This window comes from Streptomyces sp. NPDC093801 (assembly GCF_040701585.1).
Taxonomy (GTDB): Bacteria; Actinomycetota; Actinomycetes; order Streptomycetales; family Streptomycetaceae; genus Streptomyces.
This window is the reverse complement of sequence record NZ_JBFBDP010000004.1, coordinates 272632-285797: the sequence shown is the minus strand read 5'-3', so window position 1 is coordinate 285797 and position 13166 is coordinate 272632. Positions and strand designations below refer to the sequence as shown.

General features: G+C 74.1%; 12 protein-coding genes. 9 read left to right on the top strand and 3 right to left on the bottom strand.

The window, feature by feature from the left end; translation table 11 throughout:
* Positions 1-50 precede the first annotated feature (50 nt).
* Together AB0469_RS06490 and AB0469_RS06485 are read right to left on the bottom strand one after the other, a co-directional pair.
* Positions 51-1223 carry an agmatine deiminase family protein gene (locus AB0469_RS06490; RefSeq protein ID WP_366450201.1) on the bottom strand — a complete coding sequence of 391 codons (1173 nt, stop codon included), beginning with the start codon at positions 1221-1223 and terminating at the stop codon, positions 51-53.
* Between the two features lie 223 nt (positions 1224-1446).
* Positions 1447-2028, bottom strand: coding sequence for a helix-turn-helix domain-containing protein (locus tag AB0469_RS06485; RefSeq protein ID WP_366450200.1), 582 nt, complete (start codon positions 2026-2028; stop codon positions 1447-1449).
* A gap of 142 nt (positions 2029-2170) precedes the next feature.
* On the opposite strand from AB0469_RS06485, the gene AB0469_RS06480 reads away from it, so the two are divergent.
* The 9 genes from AB0469_RS06480 to AB0469_RS06440 all read left to right on the top strand — a co-directional run bounded on the left by AB0469_RS06480 (position 2171) and on the right by AB0469_RS06440 (position 12455).
* Complete coding sequence (locus AB0469_RS06480) at positions 2171-3835, top strand: serine/threonine-protein kinase (protein WP_366450199.1); 1665 nt, start codon at positions 2171-2173, stop codon at positions 3833-3835.
* A gap of 117 nt (positions 3836-3952) precedes the next feature.
* Positions 3953-5116, top strand: coding sequence for an agmatine deiminase family protein (locus AB0469_RS06475; protein WP_366450198.1), 1164 nt, complete (start codon positions 3953-3955; stop codon positions 5114-5116).
* Between the two features lie 83 nt (positions 5117-5199).
* The gene (locus AB0469_RS06470; RefSeq protein WP_366450197.1) at positions 5200-5781 is read left to right on the top strand and encodes a helix-turn-helix domain-containing protein; all 582 of its coding nucleotides are present in this window, start codon (positions 5200-5202) and stop codon (positions 5779-5781) included.
* Positions 5782-6049: 268 nt separating this feature from the next.
* A complete protein-coding gene (locus tag AB0469_RS06465; protein ID WP_366450196.1) occupies positions 6050-7063 on the top strand; it encodes an agmatine deiminase family protein in 1014 nt (337 codons plus the stop codon).
* Positions 7064-7153: 90 nt separating this feature from the next.
* Positions 7154-8809: an ABC transporter substrate-binding protein gene (locus AB0469_RS06460; RefSeq protein ID WP_366450195.1), complete on the top strand. Its 1656-nt coding sequence runs from the start codon at positions 7154-7156 to the stop codon at positions 8807-8809.
* Positions 8806-9768 (top strand): ABC transporter permease, encoded by a 963-nt coding sequence (locus tag AB0469_RS06455; protein ID WP_366450194.1) that lies wholly within the window; start codon positions 8806-8808, stop codon positions 9766-9768. The genes AB0469_RS06460 and AB0469_RS06455 overlap by 4 nt, the downstream gene beginning before the upstream one ends.
* Positions 9765-10619: an ABC transporter permease gene (locus AB0469_RS06450; protein WP_366450193.1), complete on the top strand. Its 855-nt coding sequence runs from the start codon at positions 9765-9767 to the stop codon at positions 10617-10619. Before AB0469_RS06455 ends, AB0469_RS06450 begins: the two co-directional genes overlap by 4 nt.
* Positions 10616-11644, top strand: coding sequence for an ABC transporter ATP-binding protein (locus AB0469_RS06445; RefSeq protein ID WP_366450192.1), 1029 nt, complete (start codon positions 10616-10618; stop codon positions 11642-11644). The genes AB0469_RS06450 and AB0469_RS06445 overlap by 4 nt, the downstream gene beginning before the upstream one ends.
* Positions 11634-12455 carry an ATP-binding cassette domain-containing protein gene (locus tag AB0469_RS06440; protein ID WP_366450191.1) on the top strand — a complete coding sequence of 274 codons (822 nt, stop codon included), beginning with the start codon at positions 11634-11636 and terminating at the stop codon, positions 12453-12455. The genes AB0469_RS06445 and AB0469_RS06440 overlap by 11 nt, the downstream gene beginning before the upstream one ends.
* A 35-nt stretch (positions 12456-12490) precedes the next feature.
* Here the strand turns inward: AB0469_RS06440 and AB0469_RS06435 are convergent, their stop codons facing one another.
* On the bottom strand, positions 12491-13156 hold the full coding sequence (locus AB0469_RS06435) for a TetR/AcrR family transcriptional regulator (RefSeq protein ID WP_366450190.1): 666 nt from the start codon (positions 13154-13156) through the stop codon (positions 12491-12493).
* Positions 13157-13166: the final 10 nt, after the last annotated feature.

Below are 13166 nucleotides of genomic sequence, written 5' to 3'. Positions count from 1 at the left end.
CCCCGCCGGCCGGGCCGGGGGACACCGTCCCCGGCCCGGCCGGCGCCGGGTCAGGCGGCCGGCTTCCCGGGCTGGTCGTGGGTGGAGCAGTGGATGCCGCCGCCGCCCGAGGCGATCGTGTCGATCTCCACCTGTACGACGTCCCGCTTCGGGAACTGCTCCTGGAGGATGCCGCGCGCGCGGTCGTCGGCCTGCCGGTCGCCGAACCGGGGCAGGAACACGGCGTCGTTGGCCACGTAGAAGTTGGCGTAGGTCGAGACGAAGTCGTCGCCCCGGCCCGTGATCCGGTCCAGGTCGGGCTGGGGCAGGTCGATGATCCGGAAGCGCCGGCCGCGGGCGTCGACGGCCTTCGACAGGACGGACTTCGCCTGGTCGGCCGAGCGGGACCAGGAGTCCGGCGGGGTGTTCGGGTGGGCGCGGTCCAGCAGGACCACGCCGGGCGCCGTGAAGCGGACGAGGCTGTCCACGTGGGCGTCGGTGATGTCCTGGCCGCGCACGCCGGCCAGCCAGACGACCTTCTCGACGCCCAGGGTCCTCTTCAGCTCGGCCTCGATCGTGTCCCGGGACTTCCCGCGGTTGCGGTTGTCGTTGACGATCGAGCTCTCGGTCACGAGGAGGGTTCCCTCGCCGTCGGTCTCGAAGGATCCGCCCTCCGCGACCAGCGGGGCCTGGACCCGGGGGATCCCGTACGTGCGCAGCAGGGTCCGGCCGACCTGGGCGTCGTTCCCGTGCTGCTGCTTGTTGCCCCAGCCGTTGAAGTTGAAGTCGACGCCGACGACCCTGCCGGCCTCCTCGACGAAGACGGGGACGGTGTCGCGGGCCCACAGGTCGTCCACGGCCAGCGGGACGACCTCGACCTGGGAGCCGCACGCCCGCTGGGCCGCGTCCGCCTGGTCGGGCCGGGCCATCATGACCACCGCCTCGTACTTCCCGACGGCCCGAGCGATCCGCGCGATGTCCTCGCGCACGTAGGGGAGGTCCTTGTCCCACACCCCGGCGGCCAGGGCCGGCCAGGCCATGAACGTACGGGTGTGGCTCTCCCACTCGGCGCCGAGCCGGCGCTTCGCACCGTTCGCGGCGGCCTGCTCGGGGGTGCCGGCCGGGCTGCCGGGCCGCTCGGCGGGGTCGTCGCCGGGGCCGCAGGCCGCCGCGCCGAGGGCGAGGGCGCCGACACCGGCGAGGGTGCGCAGGACGGTCCGTCGGGTGGGGGGAGGGTTCGACACGGGAAGACTCCGATCGTGGACTGGCGGACCAGGTGCGTCCGGCCAGGGCGGGCCCGGCGGACGGACACGCGCTCCTAGGACGAGGGTGCGCTCCCGGTCCCGTGAAGGGCCAGTGAAGGAGGAAGCGGAACGGCCTCGTACCGCCACTGTGGCACTGACTGAAAATTCAGTCAAACCGCCGCGCCGGACGGGACCAGGTCGTCCGGTCCGCCCCGCGGGCCGGTCAGCCCAGGCGGTCGATCTCCACGCGGACCGCCTCGCGCATCAGCTGCCGGGCGTGCCCCAGGGGGAGCAGGCCGCTGAGCCAGCGCACGCTCAGGCCCTCCAGCAGGGCGGTCAGCCGCTGGGCGGCGCCCGTGGCGGCGGCGGGGGCCGCCGCCGGCCGGACGGCGGCGACCAGCTGGGCGACCTCGGCCGTCCAGGCCGCGCCGGCCGCCGCGAGCTCCTCGCGCAGCTCCGGGTCGAAGACCGTGTGGGCCCGCAGTTCCCCCCAGGCCGTGCTGTTCTCCCGGACCTCGGGCAGGTCCTGGAACTCCAGGAGCAGGGCCCGCTCCAGCAGCTCGCGGGGGTCGGACGGGCGCCGCGCGGCCCCTTCGCCCTCCGGGCCGGTGTACCGGTCGGCCCGGTCCCCGATGAAGGCCAGGGCCTCGCGCAGGATCCCCGGCCGGTCCTTGAAGTGGTAGTAGACCAGGGCGGTGGACACCCCCGCCTCGGCTGCGAGCTCCGCCACCCGCAGCCCCCGGACGCCGCGGCGTGCGATGACGCGGGCGGCGCCTTCGAGGATGACCCGTCTGCGGTCCGTCACGGTGTGGTCCCTCCCGGGTGAACCCGTCCGGCGATGTGCGGCACGTAGTGCGGCACGTATTGTCACACGTTGACTGAAACTTTAGTTAAGGAGACGATGAAAACCGGCCACTCGACCTGCCGCATCGTGGAAAGAGCACCGCATGTCCGACCAGCTTCCCGGCGCCCAGCCCGCCCCCGCCGGCCTGTCCGCCGACGACCCCCGCGAGATCGGCGGCTACCGCCTCCACGCCCGGCTCGGCGCCGGCGGCATGGGGGTGGTCTACCTCGCGTACACGCCCGGCGGCCGGCCGATCGCCCTGAAGGCCGTGCGCGCCGAGTTCGCGGCGGATCCGGAGTTCCGCGAGCGGTTCGCCCGGGAGGTGGCCAGCGCCCGCCGGATCCACGGCCTCTTCACGGCGCAGGTGGTCGACTGCGGGGTGGACGAGCGCACCCCGTGGCTGGCCACCGCCTACGTGCCGGGCCCCTCCCTGCACGAGGTGGTGCGCCGGCACGGCCCGCTGCCGGCGCGGACGGTGCTGCTGCTGGTCGCGGGCATGGCGGAGGCCCTCCAGGCCATCCACGGGGCCGGGGTCGTCCACCGCGACCTCAAGCCCGCCAACGTCCTCCTCGCGGGGGACGGCCCCCGGGTGATCGACTTCGGCATCGCGCACGCGGCGGACTCCTCCGCGCTGACCGGCACCGGGCTGCGGATCGGCACGGCCGCCTTCATGGCGCCGGAGCAGGCCCTCGGCCACCGGGTGACCCCGGCCACCGACGTCTTCGCCCTCGGTGCCCTCGTCGCGTTCGTGGCGGGCGGCGCGCCGCCCTTCGGGGCCGGACCGGAGTCCACCGCCCTGTACCGCGTGGTCCACGAACACCCCGACCTCACGCGGATCCCCGCCGACCTGTACGACCTGGTGGCGTGGTGCCTGGCCAAGCAGCCGCAGGACCGCCCGACCACCGCCGAGCTGATCGCGTACGTCCACGCGCACCCCGCCGTCGGCCGGCGGCCGGAGTTCACCGACGGCTGGCTGCCCCGGCCGGTCCGGGAGGAGGTCGGCGGGACCCCGCGGGCCGCCGCCGACGGGCCCGCGACCCATGCGCCGACGGCCGTGGCCGCCACGGCCACCGCGTCCGCGCCCGGTGCGCCCCCGGCCCGTACCCCCCGGCCCGGCGCGTACCCGGCCGCCGCCCCCGTGGCCGCGCCGGTTCCCGCCGCCCCGGCGCCGGCGGCGGAAGCCGCCCCGGAGCCGTCGCCCGGCCGCCGGGCGGCCCGGCGCGGGCGGCGCCTGCCCGCGGTGGCCGGAGCGGTGGCCGCGACCCTGCTGGCCTGCGGTGCGGCGGCGTACTACCTGGACGGCGCGGACGGCCCCGAGGAGGGCCCCGCCGCCTCGGCCGAGGACCGGGAGCCGGCCGACGGCGGGGCCGGCACCGACCGGCCGTCCCCGACCCCCGCGCCCTATCCGGCGGGCTACACCCAGGTGGAGCTGACCGCCCCCGACGCCGGCTACGAGTTCGACCTGAAGGCCGGGAAGGTGGTCCCCGCGGACACGGCCACCTGGTTCCTCGCCCGCGACGGCCAGGCGTTCGTGCCCTCGGAGGAGTCCGACTCCTTCGTGGCCGACGGCCGGACGCTCACCGTGCCCGGCTGCCTCCAGGGCATCGGGACCAAGCCCGTCACCGCCCTGCCCTTCAGCGCCCTGGCGGGGGAGCGGCCGTTCTGCGTCCGCAGCCCCGACCGGCGCGAGCTGGCCGTGGTCCGGCTCCGCAAGGCGGCCGCCTCCGGGCCCGTCACGATCGTCGTGGACCAGTACCACCTCGGCTGATCCGGGGGCGGCCGACGCGGAACGAGTTCCTCCAATCTCCCTCCCATGTATTGACTGAATTTTCAGTTAGCGCAAGGATGCCGATCATCCCCGCCCCTTCCCCATCAGGGAGCCCCCATGGACATGCCCACCACCTCCCGTCGCCGGCTGCTCCAGCTCGGAGCGGCGGCCCTGCCGCTGGCCGCCCTCGGCACCGCCCTGCCCTCCGCCCTCGCCCGGGCCGCCACCGCCGGCGCCCCGGCCGGGCTGACCATGCCGGCCGAGACCGACGCGCACGTCCGCACGTACATGGCCTGGCCCGCCCTCTCCCGGGTCTGGGGCAGCACGCTGGAGGGCGTCCGCGCCGACATCGCGGGCGTCGCGTACGAGATCTCCCGCTTCGAGCCGGTCGTCGTGCTGGCCCGCCCCGGCCAGGCGGCCGACGCCCGCTACCAGTGCGGCCGCGGCGCCCGCCACGCCATCGACGTCGTCGAGATACCGGTCGACGACCTCTGGATCCGCGACTTCGGCCCCACCTTCCTGGCCGGCCCGGGCGCCGTCGCCGGCGTGGACACCAACTTCAACGGCTGGGGCAAGGCGGGCACCAAGTACGCCCAGCCCTTCGCCAACGACGCCGCGGCCGCCGGCATCCTCCTCGGCGAGTACGCCGTGAACCGGATCCAGGCGGGCTTCACCGGCGAGGGCGGCTCGCTGGAGACCGACGGCGAGGGGACCCTGCTGGCCACCGTCAGCTCGCTGGTGAACCCCAACCGCAACCCGGGCATGACGCAGCAGCAGGTGGAACAGGAGATGAAGGCGGCGCTCGGCATCGGCAAGGTGATCTGGGCGCCGGGCCTGGCGGGCGCGGACATCACCGACTGCCACATCGACTGCCTGGCCCGCTTCACGGCCCCGGGCAAGGTCATCCTGGACCGGCCCGGCCCCGGCGCGGACGCCAGGTGGATCGCGGTCTACGAGGAGACCAAGCGGGTCCTGCAGACCGCCACCGACGCCAAGGGCCGCAGCCTGGCCGTCACCGAGCTGCCCGGCCCGGACCGCGCCAGGATCATCGGCCAGGGGGACGAGTTCCTGTCCAGCTACACCAACTACTACACGCCGAACGGCGCCGTGATCGCCCCCCGGTTCGGCGACGCCTCCGCGGACGGCGCGGCCCTCTCCATCCTCCAGGCCACCTACCCCGGCCGGCAGGTGGTCCAGATCGCCATCAACGCCATCGCGAGCGGTGGCGGCGGCATCCACTGCGCCACCCAGTCGCACCCGGCCGTCCCGCCGGCCGCCTGATGCCCACGGCGCCCCGGCAGGTCCGCCGGTCCCGGGACGGCCCGGGTGCGTCCGTACCCGAACACCCCGGTAAGGTGCGGGTCATGGCGTCTCGCAGCACTCAGATCCTCGAAGCGGCCGCCCGGGTGATCGCCCGGCGCGGGGTCCGCGGGCTGCGCGTGGAAGAACTCGCGGCCGAGGCCGGCGTGTCCACGGCCCTGATCTACTACCACTTCAAGGACCGCACCGGCGTCCTGCGCCAGACCCTCGAGTTCATCAACGACCGGGCCGAGCGCTACACCACCGACCGCGACCCGGACGCCCCTCCCCTCACCCCGAGGGAGGAACTGGACGAGACCCTCCTGCTGGAACTCCAGGACACCGTCGAGGTGCGGGAGAACAGCTCGGCCTGGGGCGAGCTGCGCGCCAGCGCCGTCTTCGACGAGGTGCTGCGCGAGGACCTCGCCCGGGCCACCCTGGTCTGGGTCCAGGAGGTCGCCGCACTGCTGGGGCAGGTCCAGCCGATGGCGACCGCCTCCTCGCTCGCCGCGGCCGCCGAACGCCTCACCGCCCTGCTGGAGGGGCTGAGCATGCGGTGGCTCAGCGGCGGCATCCGGATCGACCACGCGCGCGAGCTCATGCGCGGGGCCATCGACGCCGAGCTGGCCGGACTCCGGCAGCACTGAGGCGTCCGCCTCCCTTTCCCGCACTTCCGGTGGGCCGCCCCGGCCCGCCCGGACGCGACTGCCTCATGTCCTCCCGCAGGCCGGGGCCTTCCCTCGTCGTGTCTATTGACTGAATTTTCAGTCAGTGTCACAGTTCCTCGCATCGCCGGCGCACCACCGAGGCGGCGCGATGTAAAGGAAGCTCCGCCCCTCCTGCCGCGCCGTTCCGCTCTTGACTGAATTTTCAGTTCGATGGAAGACTTCATCGACAGAAGAAATGAGACACCTGATGGCTGAATACCGCATGCCCGCCGAGTGGTCCGCGCACGAGGGCTGCCTGATGGCCTGGCCCACCCGTGAGGACCTGTGGGGCAGCGTCCTGGCGGACGTCAAGGAGGAGTACGCCAACGTCGCCCGCGCCATCTCCGCCTTCGAGCCCGTCACGATGGTCGCCCCGCCCGGACACGGCGAGGACGCCCGCGGCCACTGCGGGGACGGCGTCACCGTCATCGAGCTGCCGCTCGACGACTCCTGGTTCCGCGACTCCGCCCCGCTGTTCGTCCTGGACGGCGACGGCCGGCGCGCGGGCGTGGACTTCCGCTTCAACGCCTGGGGCGGCAAGCACCACCCCTTCGACGCCGACGACCGGATCAGCGCCCTGCTGCTGGAGCACCTCGGGGTCGACCGCATCGGCTCCGGCATGATCCTGGAGGGCGGGGCCATCACCGTCGACGGGGAGGGCACGCTCATCACCACCGAGCAGTGCCTCCTGCACCCCAACCGGAACCCCGGCATGACCCGCGAGGAGATCGAGGACGAGCTGAAGGCCCGCCTCGGCATCACCAAGGTCGTCTGGCTGCCCTACGGCGGCCTGCGCGACACCGAGACCGACGGCCACGTCGACGGGGTCTGCGCCTTCGCCGCACCCGGCACGGTCGTCGTCTCCCTCCCCTCCGACCCCTCCCACCCCGACTACGCCCGGATGCGCGCCAACCGCGCCGTCCTGGAGGCCGTCACCGACGCCCGGGGCCGCCGCCTGGAGGTCATCGAGGTGCCCCAGACGGCCTTCACCGACCTCTCCGACGGCGAGATCGAGGTGTCGTACATGAACTACTACATCGCCAACGGCGGTGTCGTCGTCCCGGTCGCCGGCGTGCCCCAGGACGAGGACGCCCTCGCCGTCATCGCCTCCGCCCACCCCGGCCGCAAGGTCGTCGGAGTACGGGCGCTCGCCATCGCCTTCGGCGGCGGCGGTGTCCACTGCATCACCCAGCAGATCCCGGCCCGTCCCGCCGCCGGCTGATCCCCACGCCCTTCCGCTCCAGGCGGACCGCCCGCCCCGGCGGTCCGCCCGCTCCTCCCCCCGACCCTCACGGAACGAAAGAGCGCGACGATGACCAGCTCCCCACCCCGCACGGGCAGACGCCTGCGCCTGCGCGCGGCGGCCGCCCTCACCGCCGTCCTGACCTCCTGCGCCCTCCTCTCCGCCTGCTCCGGCCCGCCCAAGGACAAGGCGGGCGGCGTCACCGACGTCAAGCTGTCGCCGTCCACCCCGGAGGCCCGCGGCGAGATCGACTCCTTCACCTGGGCCGTCTACGCCGAACCGCCCACCCTCGACTACACGGCGGCCTTCGACTACCCGCAGAACACCTTGCTCTCCAACGTGTGCGAGAGCCTCATGCGCTGGACCCCGTCCCTCACCACGGAGCCCGGCCTCGCCCGGCAGGCGACCAACCCCGACCCCACCACCTGGGTCTACGACCTGCGCCCCGGCGTCCGCTTCCACGACGGCCGGGAGATGACCGCCGACGACGCCGTCTTCAGCCTCGCCCGGCAGATGGACCCGGAGAACGCCGCCGCCTGGGCCCAGGTGTTCCAGAACGTCGCCGCCGTCACCAAGACCGGCCCGCTCCAGGTCACCGTCAAGCTCAAGAAGCCCGACTCCCAGTTCCCCCAGTACATGGCCACCGCCGCCGGCGTGGTGGCCTCCAAGGCCACCGTCGAGGCCGCCGGCAAGGACTACGGCACCACCGGCGACCTCGGCTGCACCGGCCCGTTCAAGCTCGGCCCGTGGAACAAGGGCCAGTCGATCGAGCTGGACCGCTTCGACGGCTACCGCGGCCCCAGGGCCAAGTCGAAGAAGGCCGTCTTCCGCATCCTGACCGACCCCTCCGCGCGCACCAACGCCCTGCTCAGCGGGGAGGCCGACGGCGGCTACCTGATCCCCACCGAGAGCTACGCCCGGCTGCGCGACAGCGGGACCGGGACGCTCTTCTTCGGCGAGGGCCTCAGCACGGTCAACGTCAACATCACCGACATGAAGGGCCCCCTCGGCGACATCCGCGTCCGCCGGGCCCTGTCCCTGGCCCTCGACCGCACCGGCTTCGTCAAGGCCGGACTCGGCGGCGCCGGCACCGTCACCAACTCCCTCACCACCCACGCCGCCTGGGCCGCCGCGCCCGAGCGCACCCTGAAGACCGCCTTCGACGGCCTGCCGCCCACCGGCCAGGACATCGAGAAGGCCACGGCCCTGATCAAGGAGGCCGGGGCCACCGGCAAGACGCTGACCGTCGCCACCAGCTCCATCGGCCAGGACGTCTCCCTCCTCGCCACCGCCGTCCAGGCGGCCGGTACGCGGATCGGCCTGGACATCCGGCTGAAGACGATCGCCCCGAACGCCTTCACCGCCCTGTTCACCGACCCCCAGGCGCGCGAGGGCATCGACATGTTCCCGCTCACCTACTACGACTCGATCACCGACCCGCTCGACCTGCTGGTCAACTTCAAGACCGGCGCCTACCTCAACTTCGGCGGCTACAGCGACCCCGAGTACGACCGCCTCGTCGACCAGGCCACCGCGGTCTACCCGACGGAGGAGCGCATGGACATCGCCGCCAGGCTCCAGCACCAGGCGTCCGAACAGCTCCTGTGGATCCCCGTCGCCGAGTGGCCCACCGCTCTGTTCATGAACAAGCGGATCACCGGCGCCCCCACCACCATCTCGTACATGTACCACCCGTGGGCCGCCGACGTGGGGGCCGCGCAGTGAGCTTCCTCAGATTCGCCGTACGACGGGTGGCGGAGATGGCCGCCACCCTGCTCGTCGCCTCGTTCGTCGTCTTCGGGGCCCTGTACCTGGCACCGGGCAACCCGGCGAGCTTCCTGCTCGCCGGCCGCTCCGCCTCCCCGGAGGCCCTCGCCGCGATCAACGCCCAGTACCACCTGGACGACCCCTTCCTCGTCCGCTACCTGCGCTGGCTGGGCGACGTCCTGCACGGGGACTTCGGCCGGTCGATCACCTACCGCACCGACGTCTCCCGCCTGCTCGCCGACCGGCTGCCCACCACCCTGGTGCTGATCGCGATGTCGCTCGTCGTGGTCGTCGCGGCCGGCCTGCTCCTCGGCCGGATCGCCGCCGTCCGCGGCGGGGCAGCCGACTCCGCGATCCTCGTCACCACGACCCTCGCCGTCGGCACCCCCTCCTTCGTCGCGGCGGTCCTCCTCCAGGGCCTGTTCGCCGTCGACCTCGGCTGGTTCCCCAGCAGCGGTACGGGCGAGGGCGGCTTCGGGGACCTGGTACGGCACCTCGTCCTGCCCTCGGTCGCCCTCGCGCTGTACCTGATCGGCATGCTCGCCCGGGTCACCCGCTCCGCCATGCTCGAAGCCCTCGACAGCGAGCACGTCACCGTCGCCCGCAGCCGCGGCGTCCCCGAACGCCAGGTCATCCGCCGGCACGTCTTCCGCAACTCGCTGGGCACCGTCCTGACCACCGGCGGCCTGATCGTCTCCACGCTGCTGGTGTGCACCATCCTCGTCGAGACCGCCTTCAGCGTCGGCGGGATCGGACAGCTCCTCGAACTGTCCACCACCACCAAGGACTTCCCGACCGTCCAGGCCATATCGCTGATCATCGTCGCCCTCTTCATGACCGTGAACCTGCTCGTGGACCTGGCCCTGCCCCTCGTCGACCCCCGGGTCACCCTCGGATCCAGAAGGGCCGCCGCGTGACCGCCGTACCGACCCGCAGGCCCGGCCTCGCCCGGATCCGCGCGGCAGGCTCCCCGCTCCACCTCGCCTGCCTGGCGCTGGTCGCCGTCGTCGTCCTCGCCGCCCTGCTCGCACCCTGGCTCGCCCCCCACGACCCCAACACGGTCGACCTGGGCGACGCGCTTGCCGCGCCCTCCGCCGCACACCCCTTCGGCGTGGACGCCGCCGGCCGCGACACCCTCTCCCGGCTGGTGCTCGGCGCCCGGACCTCCCTGCTGGGACCGCTCGGCGTCGTCGTCTTCTCCACCGTCGCGGGCATCGCCATCGGCACGGCGGCGGCCTGGCGCGGCGGCTGGCTCGACTCGGTCCTCTCCCGCAGCACGGAGCTGGTCTTCGCCTTCCCCGGCATGCTGCTCGCCATCCTGATCATCTCCGTCCACGGCGAGGGGCTGCTCGCCCCGGTCCTCGCCCTCGCCGTGGCCTACACGCCCTACGTCAGCCGCCTCACCCGCTCCCTGGTCCTGGCCGAACGGGCCCGGCCGTACGTCAGCTCCTACCGGGTCCAGGGCCACTCCGCCCTCCAGATCTGCCTGCGCCACGTCCTGCCCAACATCGCCCCCGTCGTCCTCGCCCAGTCCGCCATCAACTTCGGCTACGCCCTGATGGACCTCGCCGGACTGTCCTTCCTCGGACTCGGCGTCCCCGCGCTCACGCCCGACTGGGGCCGCATGGTCTTCGACGGACAGACCGCCATCCAGCACGGCTACCCGCTGTCCGCGGTCCTGCCCTGCGCCGTCATCGTGCTGACCGTGGTCGCCTTCAACGTGGTGGGCGAGCGCTGGGCGGACCTCGTCGCCAGGAGAGACCGATGAGAACACCCCACCCGTCTGCCGCACCCGCACCCGCAGCCGCGCCCGGCCCCGCGCTCGACGTCCGGGGCCTGAGGATCACCCTGCCCGGCACCGCCCGGCCCGTCCTCGACGGGATCGACCTCACCGTCGGGAGCGGCGAGACCGTCGCCCTCGTCGGCGAGTCGGGCTCCGGCAAGTCCCTCACCTCCCGCAGCGCCCTGCGCCTGCTGCCGCCCGGCGCCGCCGTCGAGGGCGAGGTGCGCGTCGGCGGCCGGGACGTCCTCACGCTGGACGCCGCCGCACTGCGCGCCGTACGGTCCGGCACGGCGGCCATGGTCTTCCAGGACCCGCGCGCCGCCGTCAACCCGCTGCGCCGGATCGGCGACTTCCTCACCGAGGGCGTCACCCTCACCGGCGCGATGGGACGCGACGGGGCCGCCGCGCGGGCCGCCGAACTCCTGGGGGCCGTCGGCCTGGACGCGTCCGTCCTGCGCAAGTACCCCGGCCAGGTCTCCGGCGGCATGCTGCAACGGGTCGTCATCGCGGCGGCCCTGATGGGGGACCCCGCGCTGCTGCTGGCCGACGAGCCGACCACGGCGCTCGACGTCACCAGCCAGGCCGAGGTCATCGCCCTGCTGGCCGCACTGCGCGAACGCTTCGGCACCGGACTGCTGTTCGTCACCCACGACCTCGACCTCGCCGCCGCCATCAGCGACCGGGTCTACGTCATGTACGCCGGACGGATCGCCGAGACCGGCCCCGCCGAGGCCCTCTTCGCCCGCCCCCGCCACCCCTACACGGCGGCCCTCCTCGCCTCCACCCCGCGCATGGACGGCCCCCGGGGGCGGCTCGCCGCGATCGCCGGCCAGCCGCCCGACCTGCGCCGGGAGCTGTCCGGCTGCGCCTTCGCCGCGCGCTGCCCGCTCGCCACGGAGGTCTGCGACGAGCGGGCCCCGCTGCCGGCCGCCGCCCCCGACCGCCCGGAGCACCGGGCCGCCTGCCACCACAGCGACCGGCTCGAAGGGAGCGCCGTCGATGCCCGATGACGTGGATGACGTACGGGACGTACTGGAGGTCAGGGGACTGCACCGCTCCTACGGGGCCGTGCGCGCCGTGGACGACGTGTCCTTCGCCCTCCGGGCGGGAGGCTCGCTGGGGATCGTGGGGGAGTCCGGCTCCGGCAAGACCACCACGGCCCGGATCGTCGTCGGCCTGGAGCGGGCCGACGCCGGCGAGGTCCTGGTCGGCGGCCGGTCCCGGACCGCTGCGGGCACCGGACGCGGCCGGGCCCGCCGACTGGCCCGCGCCCGCGAGGTCCAGATGGTCTTCCAGGACCCGTACCTGTCCCTCGACCCCCGTACGACCGTCGAGCAGGCCCTGCGAGAACCGCTCGGCCTGCACTTCCCCGGCCGCGACCACACCCGGCGCGTCGGCGAGCTGCTGGACCAGGTCGGCCTGGGCACCCGGGCCGCCGACGCCCTGCCCCGGCAGTTGTCCGGGGGCCAGCGCCAGCGCGTGGCCATCGCCCGGGCCCTGGCCGTCGAACCGGCCGTCCTCGTCCTGGACGAGGCCGTCGCCGCCCTCGACGTCTCGGTGCAGGCGCAGATCCTCAACCTGCTCGCCGACATCAGGGAGCAGACCCGCGTCGGGTACCTCTTCATCACCCACGACCTCGGCGTCGTCCGGTGCGTCACCGACGAGATCGTCGTGATGCGCCACGGCCGCATCGTCGAAGCGGGGGCCACCGCCGAGGTGCTCGCCGCGCCCCGGCACGCGTACACCAGGCTGCTCCTGGAGTCGGTGCCGCGGCCGGGCTGGGACCCAGAGGCGATCGCCGCGGCCCGCAGGGCGCTCTAGACGGGGGAACAGGGGGAAACGGGGGAGCGGGGGGCTCAGGCGCCGGCGGCGAGCGTGCGGATCAAGGTCCGCAGGACCGGCTCGCCGCCGTCGCCCGGGACGGCTCCGCCGTCGGCTCCGTCGTCGGCTCCCAGGGACTCCATGGCCGCCAGTCCGTCCACGGCCGCGGCCACGGCCAGTCCCAGCGGGCGGGGGTCCAGCGCCCCGCCGCGCTCGTCGGCCAGTACCTGGAACAGGGCGACGAAACAGGCCCGCCAGCGCCGGTACTCGGCGTCCAGCACCACCCTCACCCGGGAGTCGTTCAGCGCGTGCCAGTGCAGCGCGGAGTGGAGGCGCGAGAGCTCCGCGCCCTCGGGCCGGCCCAGCAGCCCGACCACCCGCTCGGCCCGCTCCGCGAACGTTCCGGGGCCGGACACGGCCTCCTCCAGCGGGGTGATCCACTCGGGGTGGATGTCCGCGACGACCGCCAGGACCAGATCGGTGCGGTCCTGGAAGTGGTAGTGGCACATCCCGTGCGAAACCCCGCTCAGCGCGGCCACGTTGCGCGTGGTGAACCGCTCGCCCGGCTCTCCGGCGAGCAGGGTCCGCGCGGCGGCGATCAGCCGCGCCCGGGTCTGCTCGCCCTTCGCCGAGGCACGCGGGCGGGCGGCCCGCGCGGGTGGGGCGGGCGGGACCTCGGAACGCTGCGCGGAAGCTGCCATGGGCGTCACT